Origin of the sequence: Shewanella nanhaiensis (assembly GCF_019457885.1) — a bacterium.
GTDB lineage: Bacteria > Pseudomonadota > Gammaproteobacteria > Enterobacterales > Shewanellaceae > Shewanella > Shewanella nanhaiensis.
Window position 1 is genome coordinate 47,207 of record NZ_JAHZST010000008.1, and the last position, 25,476, is coordinate 72,682.

At 43.3% G+C, this 25,476-nt stretch carries 1 protein-coding gene (running past one end of the window); it reads left to right on the forward strand.

The window, feature by feature from the left end; genetic code table 11:
• On the forward strand, positions 1-25,436 hold the 3' portion of the coding sequence (locus K0625_RS12580; protein WP_220110018.1) for an Ig-like domain-containing protein. It extends 12,043 nt beyond the left edge of the window; only the last 25,436 of its 37,479 coding nucleotides appear in the window; its start codon lies off the left edge, out of view; its stop codon occupies positions 25,434-25,436.
• Positions 25,437-25,476 lie beyond the last annotated feature (40 nt).

Here is a 25,476-nt window from a genome sequence, read left to right on the forward strand (position 1 = left end):
TCTTAGGTAGAAAGAGAGGAGCCGCGAGCTTTATTTATGACTTGTCCACTCCAGAGCTTGCGATTACCGCTGTAAACTCTCTTTCTGCTCCTATTGCTGGGACGCCACTGTCAGCCTATATGGTTAATAGTGAAGAACAGATCTCTTTTTGGGATCTAACGAAGCTTGATAGAGCGAAGCGTGAATCACTGTTTAATGGATTTGGTTTTACATTACCAGGCAATGTAACTTCAATTACCACATCTGAAACATTAGCTACCCAGGCACTTGAAGAGGTGGTTGGGGACCCTAAGATGCGCCCAGCTGAATATCGTACTCATCTTCCGGTGTACGACCTTTCAGATAAGGCACTGATCCGTCTGCATGATGTAGTGACACTATGTGATTTAGGCTGTGTTCCAGGGCCACTACTACAAACAGATGATGGTATCTCCATTTTATCTATTGCATCAGATAGTTACTACAATAAACTTAGCTTTGTTGACCTTCATACCTTAGATATTAACTCTCTTAGCCCCGCTCCTAATCAAGAGGCCGTCTCAGTCGATAGCCATATTAAAGTGATATTTACTGGAAATGTGAATTTTGCTGGTGAGCCAGTAGATCAATTTTTGGCTAAGTACATGAACTTGGTTAGAGAAGACGGCAGTGACGTAGGAGAGGCGGTTGAAGTTGATTACCTCTGGGATCAAGCAAAACCCAATGAGTTTATTTTAAAGCCTAAACAAACATTAGCCCCACAACAAAGTTATCGAGTTTCATTAAAAGCTAAACCTTTAAGCCAGCGTTCGCAAGGTTTAGTAGATTATAGCTATAGTTTCAAAACAGCATCGGGTATCACCTCATACTTTGATATTGATACTGTCACTCCCCACTCTATTAATACTCAAGGTGAGGAAGTTGTCATCTCCCTTCTTGGAACCGCTGTAGATCCTGACTTCTATGTCGCAGGAAAAGCCGCTCAAATTACAGAAACAATCGTAGCAGGGCAGAGTTATCGTGTCTTAATTCCATCAAATCAAGCTGGTCCAGCAAAGCTTACTGTATTGGCTCAAGATGGCAGTAAAGCTGAACAATTGGCGGCTATTAATTACGTTGGAAACCTATCGCTGTCGTCTATCGTTCCTGCTACTGGCAGTGTTGCTGGTGGAGATGAAGTTCAATTGATAGGACAAGGTTTTGAACCTGGGCTTGAGCGATTAACTATTAGTTTTGGTGGTACTGAAGTCCCATTAAACGATATCAAGGTGATTGATGCAGAACATATTTTAGTTAAGACTCCTGCTGGTGCCTTAGGACAAGCCGATGTTCAGATCACCTACGATGATGGTAGATTTGCTACATTAAGCGAGGGATTTGAATATAGAATGCCTGGTAGCTTTGAGCTTGAGGGCAGAGGGAGGATATATGATACCTTGCTGGATCCTTCTCAAAACTATCTATTTGTTGCTGCAGGTCATGACGGCATATATCTGCAGGATTTAAGTAAGGCTCAGGCTAACCAAACAAGTTTAGTTGGGCATTATGAACTGCCTGAAGGGTATGCTGCTCTTGGTCTTGCTGGTTTCTTTGAGCAAAGCAATGATAGAATATTTGTAACAGGTGCAAAAATAAACAGGAGTGGTGAGCCAGAAGCTGGTTCGGGTCAGCTCTTTATTTTAGCGATTGATAGTTTAGATATAAGCCAATATACCTTAGTTAATCAGTTGGCGTTGACAAGTCAGTTTGCCAAAGGACTGTTTGTTCAAAATCAGTCCGCTTTCCTCGCCATGGCTGAGCTAGGTTTAGGCCAGATAGATACGTACCAACATTCTAAATTGTATCTCTCTTCAAATGTGGAAGTGAGCGATAAACATCTTGCGTTGGATGTTGCTCCTATAGAGATTTCCCCTCTCCAAACTCACTTTGTCGTAGCTTCTGGGGAGTTTGATTTTAATCTCAATACTCTTAAAGATCACAGTTTGAATAGTGGTGGTGTCCACCTCTTTAGCAACTCTACGACCCAAGGTTTATCTCTTGTTAGTGGAATCGACATTCCCGCTTCCCATGTTGTTACTCAAGGGAGTTATGCTTATGCCTCATCGGGTGATCTCGGGCTCAGTATTATTGATTTTAGTCAACCCAAGGCCCCTGTTCTTAAAAGTCGAATTGATGAGTATGGTCACGTGTATGATGTTGTTATTAGTGGCCACGTACTTTATATCGCTTTAGGAGATAAAGGGATAAAAGCACTGGATATCAGTAATCCAGACCAGATTGTCGAATTAGCAGGCTTTGTGGATTCAGGCCGGCATGTAGAGGTCCTTGTTGCGACCGATTACTCCATTATTGGTGCGAGTTATTTGGGGCAAGGTAGTACACCAATTCACTCTATTGTTAGCTTTAACGATGTCGCGTTAAAAATTATTTCGGTAGAGCCTAAAACAAGAATACTCTCTCCTAATAGTGAGCAACAAAGCCAGATCCATTTGAGATTTAATAAGGCGGTTGATCTTTGGGATGATAATAAGCTGAAATTATCTGTAAAACGTGAAGATGGCGCTGGTTTGGCTAGCGATGTCGAGCTGTCAAATAATGATATCTTAGTTAAGCTTTCAACCTCTGGGTTGGTGGCAGGTGAATCTGTAAAGCTTAATGTTAAACCTGGTATAAAATCTGTTAAACCTCTTGCTTCTGGCGACGCTATTACTCTGTACGAAACAAAAAGTCATAGCTCTTATCTGTTCAACTTCTTACCTGAACAACTTGATAAACTGAGATTGCACCAAGTATTACCGCGTAGAGTGCTTGTTGGCGAACATAAGCTGATGAGTTTGACTCTGTCTGGATTGCCGAAACATTATGATGAACTCGCACTCTATCTGGGAGGTGAGCTAGCCACTATTAAGCAGGTAACTCAGTCTCCTGATAATGATGCTCTATATCTTATTGAGTTTACATCTCCAGTTATTCAGCAAGCAGGCTTATATGATCTCATCGCTGAAGTCACTGTGAATGGTGTTGAGTTGACAGCTAGGTTAAGGGGCGCTGTCGCTATTGATGCTGAGTTGGAAACGATCTCCTCAACGCCGCTATGGACGGATGTTAAGGGCGGCGAGATGATTGACTTATGGGGCCATGGGTTTGAGCCGGGTTCCAGTCTAACTGAAGGGACACAGGTATGGGTGGGGTCTGCGGCTGCAAATAATATTAGCGTCTTATCCAGTCAGCACCTTCGATTCTCTGCGCCTGCAAACCCATCTGGAATGAAAACTGTCAGAGTCACAAGCAGGGCTGCACAGTCCACGCAGAACAACTTGCAATTAGGTTACGGTCTTAAGGCACTTGGGAAAACTCAAGTATCTAATACTGCACCAAGAAAGCTGATAGTTGATAGTCAGTCAGGTATTGCACTGGCAGCTTCAGGCTTGTTTAGAAAACCTGGTTATCCTAATCAACAACTTTTTGGCTCCTCAATACCAGATAAAACCATCGCTTTTACTGCTGACTTCAATGATCCATTTACGCCGCTTACTGTCGGTGGAGTTGGTTCTATTTCAAATAAAGATGAAGATTTAGAAGACCTACTTGAACAGGTACTTATCGCTAATATCTATGCCAAAGATATATTAGATGGCGATATGTCGACTGAAGATATCGAGTATTTACGAGATCATCAACCTAACCCTAGAGGGTTTAGTCTTGATGCTGTTGATATTAAGCCTTTCGAGCTTGCAAGCCTTGATAGTACTGCTAAACGAAAAACAGCGTTACTGGCTACTGGCAGCGGTGGAGTATTCACACTTAATCTTGATGAGTTAAACGGTATCACTCCATTAAGCCGTGAATTTGTTAAAGGTAATGGTGGCTTAACGTTAACTGCTACGGTAACCGGTAAAGATCTATCTGTATTTAGCACTAGTTTCGATGCTGGTCAGCCACAAAGTATGATCTCTCCATGTGGGAGTCTTGGGGTGGGGCAAGAGGACAGCAAGTTACTGAGTTTGAATATGGCTGACCTAAGTGACCCCGTTGTGATGCCGATTTGGCAGCACAGTGGTGCCGGGCTGCAAAGCCTTTACCTTTCAGAAAACGGACTGTTATATCACGGCGGTAGTCGTAATGCGCGAGTTTGGAATCCTGATGCTGATTGTCCATTTTTAGACCGATACACCATAGGTGATGTGCAGGTAAAAGGAGGGGAGGAGATAACATCAACCCTCTATATCGATAATTTGTTTGACCCTGTCTTGAATAGAGAGCTGACGATCAAAGGGAACATTTTTGATATTAAGCCATATGGCGATTATCTGTTTATGGCCATGGGTGATTTAGGTGTGGCACTTTTACAGCCAGATTCAAATCAGGCGCCAAGATGGTTAGAGATTGATAGTGCAGTTCAAACAAAGATTGGTGGTGCAGTTAGCCTTAAGATACTTGGTTCAACACTATTTGTTGCTCAAGACTCAGGTGGAGTTTTAATTTATGACCTGAGTGATCTCAATGCTATAGAGCTTCTATCTGCCGGAACTTCAGGAGTCATCAAAGATCTGGGGTACTTCAAAGACAGGTTGATCGCCACAAGAGATGAAACTGGCGTTGCTTCAATTCAACTTCCAGGTGCTTTAGTTACCTCTGTATCAGTTGAGCATCAAGGCACTCTAGCGAAAGGTTCAGAGTTACTTATCGGTTTTAATGAGTTTATAGATACCTCATCTTTAGTGGCTGGAACTAGCGTGGTATTAACGGATCTGACCTCTAATCAGGTGGTTGATATGACCCTTGTGCCGCTAAATGAGCAAAACTCAGCATCAGATCGTTATAAGTTACAGTTTAATTCTCTAGCCGATCATGTTTATGAGTTGCGCGTGTTAGAGGCTAAAACAGTGAGGGGACCGGGTTTATTTGTTCCTTTTAAACGCCAATTTACTCAATCTTCAATTTCACAACCTAAGATCACTTGGATCGAAGATGGTTTGGTACGAAGAGGCGTGGATCAAGAAGTTATTATTCATGGAGAGAGGTTTGATTCAGGTTCTGTTGTAACGGTTGGGGCATATACAGTACCAGCAACTGTCGAAGAGAATCGTATCTCTTTTAATAGCTCTAGTTTAGATCTATTGCCTTTAAAAGCTGGTCAATATCCGGTTAGAGTTGAGCAGGAAGGCTTATCTGATTGGTTTATGGGTGGCCTAGTCATTGCCGATAGTTTAGAAGACAGTCAAATAGTTGTAGACCGTAAATCGGGTCCATTAAGTGGAGGTTACAGGATCACTGTCACGGCCGATAAAGCTCTGTTCCTACCTGGGATGAAAGTCTTGTTGCGTGATCAAGGTGGTAATGAGGTTAGAACTGAGATAGCTGATGAAGGCAACTTCTTGATTAATCTCGAAGATAATGTTGAAACCATGTATAAGTTCAGCTTTATTATGCCGATGTCTCTGAGCCCTAAAATCTTAGATATCCTACTAGAGCGGGAAACAGATACGATTAATCTTGGTAAGTTTTCCTATCAGATAGCAAGGGGAGCGGAGCTAGATCTACCTAACTACCCACCTATGACAATAGGGGCAATTGCCGCACGTAATAATGAGCTATTTGTAGGGATTGAACAGGGAGCTGAGCCAACAAAAGAGAGGCCCTTCCTATTGCCATTTGGTTTAGAGATATACGACACCAGTTTGGCATTTCAACCTAAGCGTTTATCCCAACTACTTTTAAAAGACAGTGTTACTGGCATTGCATTGGCTGATAACTTAGCTTATCTGAGCGTGGCTAGCCAAGGGCTTGTAATCGTCGATATTCATGATTTGTCTAATCCTTACATCATACAGGAGCAAAGGCTAGCTGGTTACAGGGCTAATGCTGTGGCTTTAGCGCCAATAGAGGGCGTATTAGCATTAGCTGGTGCCAGTGAGCTTGGTGATGGGTTTGTGAGGTTTATCGATATTAACGATGATGAGTTTGGTTCACCTACAGGCTTTAGTACCATTTTATTCAATCAAGATGAACTTCTTGGTCAACCTCTGCAACTTAGTTGGCATGAAGAGTCTCTTTATGTTGTATATCGACGTGGTAATCAACTCTATCTCGCTATTTTTGATAGTTTTGGAGAGGAGCTTAGCTATAGAACTCAAGTGATAGAGAGGGGCGATTATCACTCTGGTCCTGTTAGTATGGTTATCGAACATGGGGTGTTGACGATCAGTCATAGCGGCATACTGCTTCGCTTATCTCAACAGAGCGATGGCAGCTATGATACCGTTTATTGGGAGTCTCTAGATGGTCATTCAACTCTGCTTAGTAGCGGTGGAGTCAGCTATATAGCAACCGAAAATGGCTTAGTGCAGCTCATCTCTGAAGGGTTAGCATTGAGTAAAGTGACGCCTCAGCAAGGCCAAGTGCTGACAGCCAGCGATGTTATTACCCTTGAGTTTAATAATTTGATCAACACTGAAATTGATCATGTTACTGCTAATGTGCGCTTACTAAATGCAGAGAAGCAGCTGATTGACGGTATTGAAATTCAAGCGATAAACACCTTAAGTGGCGGTGTTATCTCTCTTCCAATGTCAGCCTCTATTCTGAGTGGTCAAAGTGACGTTACTTTAGTGCTTGATGGCGGTTTAGCCAATCTGAATAACCAAGCATTGGGACAGAGCTTTGAGTGGAAATATGGTGTTAGTCAGTCTACTAGGCCGCAAATTCACTCAGTTGAGCGATTAAGTACGGATGATGAGTATCTCGGTCACTATTTCCATGCCGATGGTAGTGAGCGAGCAGCTGTTTTAGGCCAAGGGTTTGGTTTGAATAAGCAAGAGCTTCAACTATGGCTTGGTGATCAGCAGATAACAGCTGAAAGTATCACAAGCGTCACAGATAAGGTGATTGAGTTTGAAGTGCCAAAGTTATACCTAGCTCAGCCTGTGACTGCCCTATCTTTAAGGGTGAAGCGAGTTGAGTTGGAGAGCAGCATGGTTGGCGCTGCGATCGTGATGCCTCAGATAGCATTGCAAGATCTGTATCCACAAACAGGCCCACCACGTGGCGGAAATATCGTTACCTTACAAGGGTTCGGTTTCAATCCTGCGACACAATTCAGTGTTGCTGGCTCCCCTGTAAACGATGTTAAGGTGCACTCCTCTTATCAGGCTGAAGTGATGATGCCTGCCAATGATTTTGGATATGCCTCTGTTACTGCAATAAACCCACAGTTCCCTGATGAGCGTGTTACAGCTCCCCAAGAGTATTTCTATGCAGGCAGCGAAACAGGTCAAATAGCACTTGATAAAGATAGTGAAAACCCTGTCGCAGCTATGTTACACCATCAAGATATTGTTTATGCCATCACTGGTGGCAAATATCAGGTTTTCGATCTCTATGGTAAGTCGACTCAAGTTCTTACGACTAAAAATGCTGAATTAATTCTGCTTGATGTGTCAGATCCTGTTAAACCTGTAATTATTGAGAAAGAGGTGGCGGGGAGCAGTGAGAACTTCCACTTCCAGCTCTCACTTTCTCCAAACGGTTTCACTGATCTAGCTCGAATCGGTGAGCTGCTATTTGTTGCGGGTGGTAATTCACTATACCAGTTCGATATTAGCCAAGCCGCTGCCCCCAGTTTAATTGCGCAATATCCATTAAATGGACAGGTGAGAAGTTTAGCGGTGAGTGATCAGCTGCTTTATGTAGGCGGTACAGCTGGGATAACTGTTTACGCCATTGAAAGTGACGCAAAACTTCGTCAACTTGAAGAGCTTACCTCAAGATCTCTCGGAGGCTGGGTCTCATCTCTTGCTATAGAGCAAGATCTTCTCTGGGCGATACAGCCATCTAGTCGACGAGCTGTGGCTATAGAGCTCAATAGTGGTGAGTACGAGTTGGCTCACCAAGTGCCCTTGGTGACTGCAGATGGCCAGAGAATGCCTGCTGAAGATATTATTGTGCTTGATGAGACGATCTTAATATCAACAGCAGAGCAAGCCAGTGTTGAGATGTTTGATATCGAAACTGGTGCGCACCTAACAGGATTAAATCTTACCTACTTATTGAAAAATGGCGATATCTTTGCTGGTAAATTACAACTAAGAGGTTCGACTTTAGCTGTTGCTGGTGCCAATGGTGATCTACAGCTTTTTGATATTGGCCCTTGGTTAAATGGCATATTTAATCAAAGCATCAAGCTGGACAATTATTTCTCTGTAACAGGGAGTGTTAAGGATGTTGTGTTTGGTGATAAGGTCATATTTGCAGGCGTTGCCTACGCCAGAGATGCTCGCGGTGAGCCTGTAGAGAGTCCTGTTCAAGCTGGTGCTAAATACCAACAGATCGGAGGGGGAGTCTTTAGTTTCGATAATGATAGCTTAACGGTACTTTCCCATGAACCTGAAGCAAATGGCTATTTAGCTAGCAATGAATCATTAATAATTCAGTTTAATCAGTTGCTTGAACATCAACAGTTTGTCGATTATAGCTCTAGTTTGTTTACTGTTTCCCTTGATGGCACACCTGTGTCTGGTTATTGGCAAAAACAGACTTACAGACTGGGTAGCCAACTAATATTTGTACCGAATCAGCCTCTTGTTTCTGGTAAGCAATATCGTGTTCGTTTAGATGCCAATATCCGAGATCTTAATGGTAATCAATTGTCGAGTGATTACAGCTTTAGGTTTACTGTTGCGAGTTCAACCAGAGTCGCAGTTAAGCATGTCACACCAGAGTTTGGAAGTTGGAGAGGTGGTGTTGATGTCTCCGTTATTGGAGAACACTTTACCCCAACAACTCAGGTTGAGCTTGGTGGCTTCGTTGTACCTCAAGCCGATGTCAGCTATATCAGTGAGCAAAAATTACGCTTTAAGTTACCAGCATTATCCGAGATGCCCCTAGAGAACCGCTTGGTCGGGATTAAGCTACTTCAAGGAGAACTCTCATCTTTCCTTGATGGCGCTTTTACCTATATTACCGATCCACATATCTTAGCGGTTGGCCGTTATGATGGTGCTACCGAAACGGTGCTTTCTGAAGAACAGCAGTTTTATCTGAATGAGAATGCTGAAATAGGTATTAAGGGCAGAGGTTTTAGTCCATTTACCAGAGTGTATATTAATGACCGACCTGCTAATAATGTACGTCTTATTAAGCATGACCTTTTGGCGTTCGATCTTCCTTTATCAACATTAGGTGAGTTAACGATACGCGTAGAGAATGGTGAGCTGCTGACTCAATCTATTTCAGACTCCAGTCTTACCATTATCTTAGCGGATGACCTTGCGCTACAGCGACAGGCGATAGTCGTAGACCATGGTGATATTTTGGCCGGTTTTGATGCGGTCGCTCAGAGCGTTACTCTCTATAAGAGACAGAATCAGCGATTACTTCCTTTATCTGAATTGAACTTTACTAACCAGGTAAGCGCTCTGGCATTATCTGAGCAGTATCTGGCTGTTATGAAGTCTGATAATACCTTGCTCATTTATGATCTTAAGGAGCCAGTGACACCTGTAGAGATAAATCGAATTTATCACTCGAGTTTCAACGAACAAACACGTATTAAGCTTGAAGAAAATAGCCTGCTAACTATTACAGGTTCAGAGTTAATGATTGGTAATGTATTTTCAACGGAAATACAAGCCATTGATTACCCAGTTGATGACGCTTTAATTGTCAGTGAGCATTTGTTAGTGATTAACAATGATAAGCTTTTTGCTTATCAAGCGAGTGAGCTTACACAGGCTGCCATTGAGCTACCGCTGCCATTAGTAGGAGCGAGTCAGTTAGTATTTAACAGCGGGCGTTTGTATGCGCTCTCTTCAACTAACATCGTATTATTAGATATTCACCAACTTGCGGGACATCAACTGATAAAGGTGATGGCTCATTTAGGTCTTCCATCGAACAGTATCAGTGTTGAGTTAAATGGCGAACTCGCCCTGATTGAGCACTCAGATGTTGCTGTTATCTATGATATAAACCTAGATGGCTCTGGCTTGCAGTGGCAAGAAGTTGCCCGTTTAGATGCCAACAATGGTATCTCCTCCATGGGCTTCGAAGGAGAGTATGTAAATTGGTTGGATGAGAGCTTAGAGCTTCATTTAGCACAGGTTCCTTTAGCAAATCTATTTGTGATCACACCCTATGTCATCACAGAGCCTTACCCGACGATAAGGTTCACCTTTGCCGGTGAGGGAGAGTTGTGGCGTGATGTTCTAGTTCAGGCGACAAACCAATCGAATGTGGATATTGATGGATACACAGAAACTTTTGACGATGCTTTGTTATTTACCCCGCTTAATCCAGGTTTCACAATTGGAGACAGTGTTAAATTTGGTTTATTTAATTCGCCACTTCAACCCATTGATGGCGCCCAAGTTGATATTGATCTGCCCCTAGCGCTCGATACTCATCAGTTGTTTGGTGAACTCTTGCCTGAATTATACCAAGTGATACCTACCAGTACTGTCAGTGGGCGTTTAACTGAGTTTAGAGTTTCTGGCCGTCATTTAGATGAAGTAGAGCAGTTAGTTTTAGGTGCCACGACCTTGCATCCAGAGCAATTTGAGGTGAACTCTCAAGGAACTGAGCTTGTCTTTAATCTAGCGATTTCGCAGCCTGGTATTATTAGCCTAACGGTGTTAAAAGCCGATTATTCAGAAACCTTAGTCGCGGCAGTCAAAGTTGATCAGGCACTTACACTAGAAAGTATTGCTACTAACAACGCACAGGGACCACTAAGTTTATCTGATTCCGGCGGCGATCAACTTATTATTCAAGGTAAAGGGTTTAACGCTAACCTAGCTGTGTACCTTGTTGCTCCAGCGCTTGCTCAAGTTGAGGGACCCGCGACCCAACTAGATTACCGTGTTGAAGCTGGGGAGCTGATTATGAACACTCCTCGCGTATTCCCGAATGTTGCTTATGAGTTGATAGTGGTTAAAGCAGAGACGGCTGAACGCCTGACGTCTGGAGTCGTGTTTGTTGGAATCGACGACACCAGACCCTCTTTGACAAGCTTGGCCGAACTTAACTATCGCGATCATGTAGTGGCTTTATTTGATGAAGATATTACTGCGACGGGTTACTTCGTACACTTAACACCGCTTGATTACAGTAGCAGTGCTGATATTGATGTGAGCGATAAGTTCATATTGTCACTATCGAATAATAAACTTGAACTTAGATTAGCGGACGGAGAGAGCTTAGCTCATAACGCTAAGTATCGTCTTGTTATCCAAGGCATATCAGATTTAGCTGGGAATATGGTAAATAACCTCCCACCTGAGCTGGAATTAGGTAGGCTGGAAACGACGTTCTTAAGTGCCGATCGCTTAGCACCTAAAGAGCTGGAACTATATAGAGCGAGTGATAATGCTAAGGTGACCCCTGCTCTGGCGTTGACTCGAGGTCGAGAATATCAGTTTGTCGGTTCTGCTATCGATAACGTTGATCTTGATAATGAGATTCAGCTTTACTATCGATTTGCCTCAGATGGATTGCAGTTCAATGCTTATCAAGAGGTTACAACTAACTTCTCGATTGAAATTAAAGAGCATTTCCAGCAGTTAAAGATAAGAGTTAAAGCTGTAGATAGAGCGGGTAACTTCACAGAGAGGGAGTTTAACGCTGCAGTTATCGATCCCGTCATCGCGATTTCAGATCTTATTACTCAACCTGAAAAAGTTGAAGAGCTAACGAGTGCCTTATTAAAGGCGGAAGTATCAGGTGATAGTGATTTAGTCTCGAGCGTCGATATGCAGGTAAATGGTCAATGGTTCCATGCTGATTATCATACGGCTGGGGATATTGGTATTGCCGCACTTAATTATTTGAATCCACGGTTGTCAGATATTGAACCATCGGAGCATATCCAGGTATTGATACGAGTTCGATACGGTTTTAGTGGCGTGAAGGAGGTTGTGAAGAGTTATCAGTTATACATGGATGCAACTTCACCTCAAATAAGTATCGTGTCACCTAAAGATGGCGATAAGTTACCGATAGGTGAAATGGCTGAGGTTGTTATTCAGTCATTTGATAAATATGGCATTGAAGATGTTCAGATCTCTGTCGATGGAGGAGCTTATCAGCCCCTTGCTCAAATAAATCTATTTCAGTTTACGCCAACATCTGAAGATGTCGTCACGCTACAGGCCAAAGCGAGCGATCCTAATGGTAATTTAGGTTTCTCACAACTGGTAAGAGTCAATCCATTTGATCCCGCTAAAGGTGAGCCTGAGCTTTCGATATTAAGTCCAGATAATGGTGACAGTGCTAAAGAGGGCCAACAATTAGAACTTGAAGTCTTGATGAGACACATAGAGAAAGCTGAGCTTAAGTTACTCGTTGGAGCTGACAGTGATGACCCACGTAACCCTGCACCATCTGTTATTGAGCGTGCTGAGGGGGATCCTGAACGCTTCAAGTATCAGATGCAACTGCCTAATACTGATGAAAATATAGTGGTGTTACTGGAGCTCACAAGTGGTGATATGGTAGCCCGTAGCTTCTTAAATCTAGTGAGAGACACGGGTATCGAGGAGGAGGCAGATCTCATTCTGATACCTGATAATTTATTGCTCTCTGGTACTGGATTAAGGGTCATAGGTAAAGTACCAGCTCAGATGGATGACTTTAATCAGAGCTCAACTCTTGTTATCAAAGATGCTGAGGCGGCAGATAATGTTCTTCCGCTAGCCCCTATCGATCTTATTTTGCTTGTTTCGGCTGATGGGACTCAAGTTACAGTTAAGAGCCAGTTAGAGGATCTTTCTGGTCATAATCAGTTATCTGAAACAGTGATAACTAAGCAGGTTTATCTGAATGACTCTCCTGTTTCGACTATCGACCTTACTGGTTCGAGCGACCGAATTGTGGCTGTTTCTGAATCATTAGCAGTAGACAATGAGCAGACATGGGTTGGAATACAATCTAAACAAGCTGGGTTCACTATTCGTAAAGGCGATATGCAGGTCTTTGCTCATTCGAGTGGCGAGCTTCTCTCACTAGAGAGTCGGTCTGATGGTGTTTATGGCGTATTTAGTGAACAGGGCGATCTAAGTCTGTTCATTTTAAGAGCCGAAGATGATGAGGTTAAGTCTCAGCTGGTCCGATTGTCTGGAGAGTTGCTTGGTCTAAATGGTGAGTTAGCTATTGTTCAACAAGGCCGACTAATTACAGGAATACATTTAGATGAGAGGCCTACTCCAATCATAGGTCATCAAATGGCCGATGATATTAGGGCTGTTTCAATTTGGAGAGATCAGATCTGGGTTCTTACCCAGGACAAACTTCAGCTCCTACAGCTAGATGAAATTGGGCATAAGCTTAACCCTGTGGTGAGTTTCTTTATAACGAATCAAGATAGCCTTGCCGTCGGTGGCAAGGACATTTATCTATGGCGAAATGAGACGCTAAGTCATTATACGCTGGCGGATAACTTAGACTTGGTACAGCTAAATGAAGTGAATGTTGGAGCCAAGGTTAGTGAGCCTCAGTTTGATGGGGATATTTTGTGGCTAAAGGGAATAGATTCGGTTCATGGTGGTAGTCATATTGCTGTTAGAGATGGCGAAGTTGTGGGGATTTTACCTTGGCAACAACCTATTAAGATTGGGGTTAACCAATTATATAGAGTCAGTGGTCAGAGTGTAGATAGTTATAGGCTACTCACTCGACCTGAACAATTTGGAAGTTTAACGCTTGAAGAGTTAGCGACCGAGGTTGTGGTTAAAGGCGTTGAACCTGAACTGGCTGATGGACAACTTGTTGTGGCTGCGCAAAACGGTGAACCTATAGCGTACAGATGGCTAGATAAGCAGAGCATGGCTATTAGTCGTCATGAGATTGGCTCTGATACCGTTAGCATCTATATCAGTAAAGGTGAAACCAACGAGCTTATTTCAGTTTTCAATATTGATAACGAGCCGCTGACTGATCTGGGGGCTATCGTGCCTCTCTTACCTACAAGTGTTGCGCAGGACGCAACACTTCCAATACATATTCAGTACCCTGCAGATAACCGGATAATAAGCGCAAAAACGGATCAATTAACCTGGAAAAACAGTGTAAATTCAGGTGCGATTTGGTGGCAGGCAGCGCAATTAGGCAACTATCAGTTTGGTATTGATATCAACGGTCAAACCATGCCTTCGTCTCTGATAGAGATTAGAGATAATGATCCTGCTGAAGTAGAGTTGAGTATCACAGCCCCCTCTAATAACAGCCGTTACAAAGAGGGAGACTGGCTTGAACTGAGGTATGTGACGGGAAATATCAGTCATGCTCAGTTTAAGCATGCAGAGCTTGTTATATCTGACTTTAATGGTAATGAGCTGACTCGGTTACTCAGTGATGCTGTGTCTGGTCAGCTTTCAGTCAAACTGGCTGCAAACGATCAACAGGAAACTTATACCTTACGAGTTAGAAGTTATTTCGGTGAGCACTATGACTATGTTGAAGATTCAATAGGGATAAGGGTGATTCCTCAGCGGATAAAGCCTAGCTTTGAACTTTATGGTGTCGGGGAGCGTGTTTATGCTCACAGTCGCTTGCAATTAGGGACTAAGAGCCAAAGTGATGATACTGGAACAGCAGAGATAACAGTCAAAGATGCTGATGATAATATTCTGGTTAGTGGCGTTGAGCCCGTTAGCTTTACCGTTCCTTTAACCGATAGTTTAACTGTGGAAGCGACGCTACAAGATGGCTTAGGCAATATTAGTGAGCAGAGTAAGCTGGTCTTGGTTGCTGAACCCTATAAGTTAACGCTTTTAGAACGTCAGTTTAGTTATGATCATATGCTCAAAGCTACAGATCAGACTTATTATTTTTCAGGGCAAGACCTGCTTAATGAGCAAGGTCAACTTATACACAAGTTTGATGCTCAGGTATTGGCTGCCATTCACCTTGAAGATCGCTGGTTGCTCTCTTTAGATGGTATCGGTCTTACTTTCGTTGCCCCTGAAGAGGATTATCAGATACTAGGCACCTATGTATCTATCGATAAATTTGAACATTTAGCGGTATTCGGTGAGAGATTATGGGCGTCTAATGATCTGGGGGAATTGAATCACTTTAGCATTAAAGGTAACAGCCTTGAGCTGGAAAAAAGTGAAAACCTTGGACTTATTAAGCAAGTCACAGTGTCGCTTGATACCTTGTGGGTTCTGTCTGCAGATGAACTTAAAAAGCTGGCATTAGGCTCAGAAGCTCAACTTATGTCAAATGAGCTCAAGAGTGTTTACAGTGGGCAAGGTTTATCAGAATTATTGATTGGAGAGGAAGCTAACTGGCTGCTTTCTGATAGTGGTGAGTTGATAAAACTAACCTCTTCTGGAGAGCTGTTTATCTCCAAGCTTAATACTTCTAGTCTATCTCAGCTAGGTTATATTCTGGATGATCTTTGGAGTTATGACGCAGGTCAACAGGAGCTGATTTTGATTCGACAGAATCAAAGTCAAGCTTATATTGCTGGGCGTTATCCGCTGATGAGCTCAGGAACGTTGAGCTTTGATAATGGCAAACTCTATAGCTCTGATGGGCAAATCTGGAGTTTGAGTGTGCAGGAGTTCGCCTCTAGGGCTATCTATCAAACCGTGCGTCAACGAGGCAATACTACTGATGTTAACTTACATCTTGGTTCTGCTATTTCAGCTAACCAAGGCTTTGCTCTCTTAGCGCAGAAAGGGTTACCAAATTCGGATGAAGAACAGATTTACCCTTCGCCTTATACCTCAGATATTAGGCAGTTAAAATCCTCTAAATCAGGTTTGTTAGCTTATGATGCTGCTTCTGGAAAAGTGCATAAACTCAACGCTCACAATCTAGAAAATAGTGAGGTTATTGCCTCGCAGCACGGAGTGACAGACTTCGAACTTCAAGAGAGTCGATTGGTACTGGCCTATGGTGATAGACTGCAGATCCATGACCTTGTATCTGGGCTAAATGATGAACTCTCAGTATCTGTGGGTGATGATATTCTCTCAATCACGCTCAAGGGAGAGTTCATTTATGTCACAACCTTAAGCGGTGGTTTGTATCGAGTGTCAACAGGTGGACTGCCGATCGATAGCTTTAATGTCAAGATTGAAGCTCTGCTTCAAGGCACAGCGGCACTTAAGCAGTTAGAGATTCTGGGAGATGAACTTTTCTTTGTCTCTAATCAGGGCGTTCATGGTTTTAACTTCAACAGCAATCAGAGCCAAATGCTTATACATGGTTCTGTTCAGGCTATGAGTTTAGCTCAAGGTTATATCTGGTACAGCCAAGGAGATAAACTGTATCGCTTGTCTATCACCGATGGCGTTACTCCTGAATTGATCTACCAAGCAAGTTCCGATATTTCTGCCATTGCAATTGAATTAGATCAAGCCTTGCTTGCTGTTGGCTTAAAAGGGATTGAGCTTGTGTGGTTAGATAAGACATCCACTAAGGTGACACCTGCTTTAACAGCGCCAGTATTTGATCAATATTACCAGCTTGGCGATAGACTCAGCATGGAGTTGGCTCAACCTAAAAATGTGTCAGTGGCAGAGTATTATATCAATAATGTTCGTGTTGCCACGTCAGACGTTTACCCATTTAATGTCAATATTTTAATCCCGACCAGTTTGAAAAATGGTCAGGAATTTATGCTTAAAGCTGTAATAAAAGATCAGCAGGGAAATATCTACCAAGGGGATGAGAAGCGTTTAAGGCTACAGAGTGAAACGTTACCGCAGAATAGGTTTAGTGTTGAGCTAAATTTTGATGAGGTAAGCTATGTTCCACGTCCTGTACATTTTGAAGCAGAAATAAGCCAGAGTGATCAACCCATTCGTCAGGTTGAATTTTATCTTGCTGAAAATATAGCAGGGCCTTACCAGTTGATGCGCAAGCATTATGGTCCTGAATTTGTGGTTCGTAGAAACTTTACCTTGGCTGAAAGTGGACAATATATTAAAGCGAGAGCCGTTGATATCTATGGAAACTACACTGAGTCGACACCTAGAATAATCCGCAGAGCCTCTGACTTCTTTAAGCCTGAGTTGAGCCTTACACTTGATAGTCATCTTAATGAACAGGGCAAGGTCACTAATACTCATCCTTATCAGTTGAACTTTACATTGACTGATCAGGGAAGTGGTATCGAATTAGCCCTGCTCAAACGTGATGATAAAGTTATCTGGGCGGGCTTTAATGAGGGGTTATCAAACTTAGTTGAGTCAGAACATCAACTGGGTGAAACCTATCAATATGTGTTAACGGCCACAGATAAAGCGAATAACTCGGCGAGCGTTACATTGCCTGTTACTGTGGTGGAGGATGCCTACCCAGAGCTGATACAGAGCCAGATCCCGCTTAATATTATCGAGCAGAGTAGCTTCAGTTTGGAGTTAGCGCTATCCGATGATGTTGCACTTAATCAAGTGGATATTCAGTGGCCAGCCTTTGAAAGAGCTTATCCATTAACGGGTAAAGAGAAACAAGGAAGCTACGAAGTTAAAGATATCCGTCAAGAGAGGATTAATGCTCAGATCACTCAAACACTGAAAGTTAGCGTGAGTGATGATGTACAGCAAGTAAGCTCCTATGAGTTTAATATTACGGTTAGCCCCGATGAAGCGCCTAAGCCCGATGAGTTAAGTCTAGAGCTACCCTATGCAGCGATTTACGGCAACTCGTTGCCTGTGACGTTAAGTAATATGGAGATGGCTGATGATGCAGGCGCTGCTCAGTTAACTGCTGAACTTGAGGTTTATTACAATAGTGTGCTGCAGCAAACGCAACCTCTCTGTTCGCCATTACAGAATCGTTATTCGATCTGCAGAGATTCTTTACGTAAATCAATTCGGATACCTGAACAACAGGTTACAGGCGACTTTATTGAGGTCGCTGTTAAGTTAACTGACAGGCTAGGTCAGGTGAGCTTAGGAGATCGCGAACGAGTTAGTTTAACTCAGAAGCCTAACCTCTTAAGGTTTGATGCAAATGGTCTTTCCAGCTTTAATCCAGATTCAGTAAGAAGTGGTGATACTGCTGCAATTCAGGTGAAGGTACTTGATATCTCCTCTAGAGCTGTAGCATTGCAGAAAGTTGAATTTGCCTTAATCAATAGCGAGAATCAGCGTCAGGTGTTGGGCTTGGTTGAAACTGACGAGTCAGGCTTTGCACTGCTTGATATGAGCGCATCTGGCCTATTGTCTGGCCAATATCGATTAATTGCTTCTCTTATCGAATACCCTGCAATATCCCCTGCTGTGCATCTGTTTGATATTTTGCCTGGCGAACCTGCGCTGGTTAGGGTGAAAAACATTACGCCTGTAATGGTGAATGAAGCTTTTGAGTTGCAAATTGAGGTGACAGATCTTGCTGAGAACAGGGTCTATGATCTTAATGAACTCAATATGAGTCTGGCCTTTGACCATCCTGATTTCCACTTTGGATTTGCCAATAATATCAGGATAAGTAGTCGTTATAATCAAGAGGGAGATTATCTTGGCGAAGCGGCACTGATCACAATGAATCAAGGTGTTGCCGATATTTCTGTGTCTGTTCCTCAGACATCGGGAGACTATCTACTCGCCTTACTGAGTTCTATACCTCAAGGGTTAGAGTTAAATTACCAATCGGTTAGCCATGGTCAATACAGTGACGTTGACGCTGTACCTATCACTATTCTCCCCGGTTTAGCGAACCAGCTAAGTGTAGTTGTCAGCTCTATGACTAATCACAGTTTAGGCCGTGATGATGTGTTGGAGGTTGATGAAACAGCCACTCTCGCTTTACACCTTGTTGATGAGTTTGGTAATCCTGTTTCTCAAATCATAGATGGGAATGGCGTCAAACAAGACGCAAATATGACAGTGTCACTCTCTGTGAGCGGAGATGCACAATTTGCAGATGGATCTTCTAGCTACAGTGATGAGATGGCCGCTGGCCAGTTAATGGTTAACCTTGTCGATACAAGTATTGAAGATGTCACTATGAGTGTCATGGACATTGTTGGTGATTGGGGAATTAATGAGTTTGCAGAGATAGAGCTAAGCTTTGTGAAGCGCCTGCCTGCAGTCACAGAGGTTCAGGTGCAGCTCGCGAGTAATGAGCTGACCACCCCCGTTCATTTCACCTTTACTGAAGCGGTTTTCTCTGGAGAAACAGATCAGTTATTAACCGTTCTGGACAGTGAAGCTAAGCCTGTGTCTGGGCTGATGACTCAACTAGATGATTTAAGTGTTGAGTTTGTACCTGACTCACCATTAAATTTGAATCAAAACTATGGTTTCTCAACCACTAATTCTGGACTAATTGGGGTTGCAGAGGGCGACTCGCTGTTAATACAGAAGGGTAATTTCTTAAGTGCGCATGTGGCGGTAATGGCGCAAAGTCAAGCATATCTACTCTCCCTTGAAGATACTCAATTAGAGCTTGCTTTGGGAGAGGGCTTATCTCTTGCACAATTTAGTGCAGGAAAGGTATGGCTTGATGATGTTGAAAGTGAGTTTGATTTCAACCAGCGAGTCATCTCTGCTCCAGAGGTGACCGATGAAACTAATGGGACCTTAGTTACCATTAGGCTAGAAGGTCACTTAGCAAGTGGCGATCCAATTCAATTTGCAAACACAATTAGTTTACCTCTGCTTACCTCTGATGGTGATTATGATGGGGACGGACTAAATAACGCGTTAGAGCACCGTTTGGAGTTAGATCCAACTAGCCAAGATACTGATGGTAACGGTATCGCTGATGGTCGTGAAGATGCCGACGGCGACGGGATCGATAATCTCCTTGAACTTGAATTGGGATCGCAACTCGACAATAGCGACAGTGACGATGATGGCCTTGCTGATGGTATCGAATATGAGCTGGGCTCAGACTTAACCAATGCTGATACCGACGGAGATGGAGTGAGTGATGCGGTAGAGTTAGCTTCAGGCTCAGATCTAAACGATGCAAATAGTCGTTCTATTAAACCTGAGTTTGTCACGGGTTTACAGGTGACGCCAAAGAGTATTAATTACAACTTTGGTACTCAAACTGAAGATGTGGTCTTGGCTGTTCAGGCTCAGGTTTCGTTAGATAATCGTAACTATCTGGTGGATGTATCTGATGCTGGTTTCTTCGATCTTATCTTCAGCTCAGCAAACACTAATGTTGCTGTGCCATCTTTCCAGGGCTTTACGCCTGTAGGGCTAGGTCAGAGTGAATTAACAGTCACCTTCGGGCGCTTCTCCGATACAGCTCAACTGAGTGTGACAGAAACTGTCGATCTGGGAGATGTGGTTTGGGAAAATGAAGTCGTTGAGCTATTTGGGGGCGCATCGGCTGCCAGTGTCACTGTGATTGGCGAGGTTGATGTTACGATTCATGGCGCTTTATCTGTTACCAATGACATGGTGCTTAAACCCAAAGCTAACTTCACCCTAGTCAGTGATGATGTTGTCATTAACGGTGACCTAAATATAGAGTCTGGAAGCACGCTAGAGGAGCATACCTCTGAGTTTTCAGATGTACAACTGATCCCCTTCTCTTCACTGTTTGAGACTCAAATAGAGGTGCCTGTTGGTACATCTGAATTAACCGCAATGTTTGCGACCACCGATGGCACGAGCAATAACAGTGTATTGGTATATATGAAGCATGGTTCTCAACCCAATAGGTATGGAAATGATAATCAATGTAGCAGGCTCAGTGCTGGCTGTGTGATTCGAGATCCTATCCCTGGAACCTATTATGTTCTGATGAACACAGCGCAGGAGATTGGTACACAGACGGTTGATTTAACCATTACTAGCACAGTTGAGGTTGAGCCTTCTCAATTTAAGCTGACCTCTGATAATGCGTTAACTATTGCGGGTGGCATGGACCTAAACCATGGAGTGCTAGATGCTGGAGTGACAGATATTCATGTTTCTAGAGCAATCAATACCTCAGGTACAAGTAGTATTATCGCCTCACGCTTGACCGGTTTTGCTGATGCTTCAATAAATGGTGAGATATTAGAGCTAGGGTTACTTGATCAATTTGCGCTTTCAGGAAACCTCTCTCTAAATGCACCGATAAAGGCCAAAAAAGCTGATGTGGAGACTAAGAGACTCTACCCTATACACCTTAATGTAGGCCAAAAGCTACTGGCAAACTCAACGATTAATGCTGAAGATGCTGGTTATCCAATTGGTTATGGTATTGGTTTCAAAGAGGGTTACTGCCTAGCGAGCCATGCTGGTCAAACTGCTAATGATTGCGCTCATGGAAACTATAGAAAGCCAGTTCACTTTGGAGCTGGTAGTGCTACAGGGATCGGTGGTGGTGTGATCTGGATTGAAGCTAACCAAATAGATGTCAACCTTCCTGAGAGTGAAGATACTTGGTTGAACATTGGCGGGTTTGATCATTATGCTCAATATGGCCAACCTTTTGCCGCGGGAGGCAGTGCATTTATAGATTCGGATAAGCTGACTATTATCAATGCGCCTACTTTAGTTGAAACTGGTTTCTCGTTAGGTGGAGAAGTTAGGGAGCCTATGAGTGGCCGAGTTGCGATACATGCCAGTGAGTTTGATATTCAGGGAGAAGGCGGTGGAGGTAATCCTCCTATGCCAATGGCGGTTCCAATGTCATCTGCAAGTAGCTTAAGTCAGGCGGAGGTGATTGAGCAGCTTGATCAGTTAGGGCGTAGAATTTTTGTCGAAGGTACTATCTATCTTGAACACAAAGAGAGTGGTGTCAGCAGCTTTATCACAGGCTTTATGGAGGGAGGCGAGGGGCCAATTGAGGGGCCAATGAGTCTTCCTATGGCGACTAAGCTTTCAGCTCTTAGTTCACAGTCTGTAGAAGATGAAAAAACTGACAGTCCTATTGTCGATAGCGCTATTGCGTCGGCTCAGAGCGCTGACGCTGAAGTCGGGGACGAGGTATCGGCTCGAATACCACCTCAAGGACGCTCGCTACACGCTATTAGTGTAGGTCTGCATCAGATCAGTGATGTCGCCGATATGGGGCAAGGTCGATGGGAGTTAACCACGACTAGCAATGTGTGGTCATCTAACTTGGCGGGCAGTGGGCGTGAGCTTGAAGGAATACAGCTACGTCTAACTAATGAAGATGGTTCAGCACTCACAGATGTAGTGATAACTGATAATAGTGCCAATAGCCTTATTGTGACTTCGAGTGAGGACCTCTATCAGTTTAATCTTGGGCTTATGCATGGTTTACATAAGTTCACCAAGCTCTATCTAGGACGCAGTATCAGTTTTGGTAATGATATTGTCGAGTTTGAGTTGGGTGAAATAAATTATGGAGAGATCTGGGCCTATAGCTTACCTGAGTTCTTTATCGATAAAGTGTTCGATAATCGACGTACTGGTTTCCATATTAATACGCCATTAGTGTTAAGTAGAACTAGTTTTGCTGACGGTATCACTATTGATGCTAAGTCTATTCGCTTTACAAATGCGGTTGTTTTACGTGAGATTTTACTTGTCGCCGATAAGATTACTTTCGAAAGCGATATGACTGCCGATTTTGATGTAAAGATTCTAACTCGTGATGATATTCAGGTACTTGGATCCTACACCATAGATTCTTATCATTCGCTCTCTGCTGGCGGTACTGTCTCTGTTCTTGATGATATGTACGTCAATAGTACATTGGATTTACGACTACAGTTTTGGTCCAATGATGTTTCGTTCAAGATGGACTCTCCATTAGCTCGCTTTAATGTTGGCGGCCTACTTAATATCAGTTCAAGTGGTCGTATCAATAAACGCTTTGGTGGTGGTTTAGGTGTCTCTTTTGACCCTCAAGCCGATCTCTCTATGCAAGGTGTTCATGCTTCAATGCCAACACCTAATAATTCTGCAAATTTATTGGCATTTGGTGACTATACAAAACCTACCTCTGTTGGTTTTGGTGGTGTTACTAACTCCTCTATCTCAAGTGATTATAACGACGGCGCTGGTGCTATTCAGATCCAGGCTGATGAGATTATTTTAGATGGAGAGATCACGGTGACTCCTCAAGTGAGCTCTTATGAAGCAGAGAATTATCAAGTCCTTCCTGCCGCAGGATCGATTTGGCTCGATACGAGTAAGCTCTCTGGGGCTGGGAAGCTTAATGCTTATGGCCCTAAAGTAGACAACTATCCAATTAAAAAATTGGGAGGGGCTGGAAGAATCGCTGTTTATACCGATGAAAATACCTTTACAGGTAAGGTACAAACAGGCAGTGCAGTTGGTAAAACTATCTCTGTTGGTACGAGTTACATAGTCAATAAGGCCAATGAACTTGGTCGATTTGAGGTCAAGATGGGTGAGAGTAGCTCAATATGCAGTAGTGATTGTCTAGGTAGTTGGATAATTCTGCCGCAAGTGGGCCAACATCAAGTGACTCAGGTTGAAGCGTTGGCCGATGGTTACTGGCGTTTAAGTGTTGATGGCGCGAACTGGCCACTTAAGGAACAATTTGATGGTTTCAGTATCACTAATGAGTTTATCGATCTCTCAAACGGCACCTCTAGCATTAAAAACTTGCAGATCACTGAGCATGAAAGCAGCAGTTTAGTGGTGCATTCTGACGATGACTTGACGCAATTCCTTGGTGAGACGTTAGTGGGAGTACATAGATTTGAGTCACTCTATTTAGATAAGTTTACTCGCCTAGATATAGGGCAAGATAAGTTAAGAGTCTCAGATACCGCTAGCTCCTTTATTGGTGGCAATGTGCTTATCAAAGCAGGAACTCAAGACAGTGATATTCACAATTGGCTAGAACAGCAAGGGGTACAGTTATATCAGCAGGAAGCAAGCTACCCTAGCGGGTTAATACTCGGTTACCAGCAAACATTTAATATTGCCGCCGAGACTATCTCATTTGGTGGAGCTGTAGAGCTCTCTGAGCAGGCCAACCTTAAACTCACCTCTTATGGGCGTGTCGATATTACTGGAGCGCTGAATTTAAATTCATATAGCGAGCTGTCTGGAGACCTGAAAGGGGCCGTAGTAGAGATATTCGGTGATATTGACCTTAAAACTAGGGCTAAGCTCAACTTTACTCAGTCTCGGTTAGAACGCTTGATTGTACACGGCAATGTATACCTAGCTGATTATGCCGAGTTTGCTGTAAATGCAGAAAATATTCAGATTGATGGCGAGCTTGTCGCTGCCGTTAATGCTGGTGTTTATCTTGATGTCTCTGAGGATCTGACCATATCTAAGCGACTTGAGCTGGGTGAAAATAACACTAACTCTTCAGGGCACAAGTTTGTTTTCAACAACATGAATGTCGGAGAGGGGCTCACACTTCTAGATTGGGCTGTTGTGAGGATGTCAGCTGGAGTCGTCAATATTACTGGTGATTTAGCGCTTGCCCAATATGCCATGTTTGATCTTGATAATAGTGACGCTCAATCAAACATGCAGCTTAATTTCAATATATCTGGTCTCTTTACTTTGGCTCAATATGCCAAGGTTGATGCCCGTGTGAGTGGTTATCGAAGTCATGTTTTAGGGACTAGTTTATATTGCCACGCAGGAAGAAATCGAAACTCTGCTAAAGGTTGTGAATATGGTCATTACCGCCGCGCTAAATATGCGGGACTGAAGGGTTCATCATATGGAGATGTGAATTTTGGTGGCGGTGCCCTCGCTATTCAAGCTCAAGAGTTTGTTCTTGAAGGTGATATTTTAGCCAGTGGTGGCAGTGAGAGGTATGAAAGTGGTGGCTCAGGTGGCGCTGTGCATATTGAAACCGAAAAGCTCTCAGGTAGTGGGGATGTTAATGTTGCTGGTGGCCCTGCATCAACCTATTACCAAAAAGGCGGTTCAGGTCGTATATCTATCTATTCTGACGACTCAGCGGGTTATTCTGGCACTTTAACTGCTTCAACTGCTCACTCATATAGACTCTCTGATAATGCGGGGGCTGGCACCATCTACCTTGCCGATGGTAACGGGAATAACGGTAAATTGGTGATCGATAATGTCTCTGAGTTAACCGATGATGCAGGTACCGACTTAAGAGCGGTTGGTTTAGGCGTGGTTGGCTGTGTCGAGGCTCTCTCTGGCGAGCTTTGGCGGATCACTGCAGAGAGTGGATGTGGTGAGATCTCAAGTATTTCACTGTGGCAAGACTCAGCGATAAATGAGGCACAATCTGTTGTAGGTCGGTATGTCGATCTGGATATTGCAGATAACAGCAGTGAGGTTCTTGAGATCATTGCTAACACAGAGAACAGCTTGCTGGTCTCCTCTAGTCAAGATCTCTCCTCTGCAGAGGGCAAAACGTTTCAGGGGATCCACCTTTTGAAATCAATCTCCTTAAAGAACTTCGCCCGTGTCGACTTTGGAAGAGACCGTATAGAGGTGTCCGATACCGAGAACTCTGAGGTGATGAGCAACGTTCATCTAAAACTTGGTGCGGCAAATGATGAGTTTATTGAACTACTAAATCAGTCAGGTGCTAGCGTCACTTGGTTGAATAATTAAAAAATGAAAAATGTTACTTTTTTGATACTAAAAAGTGTAT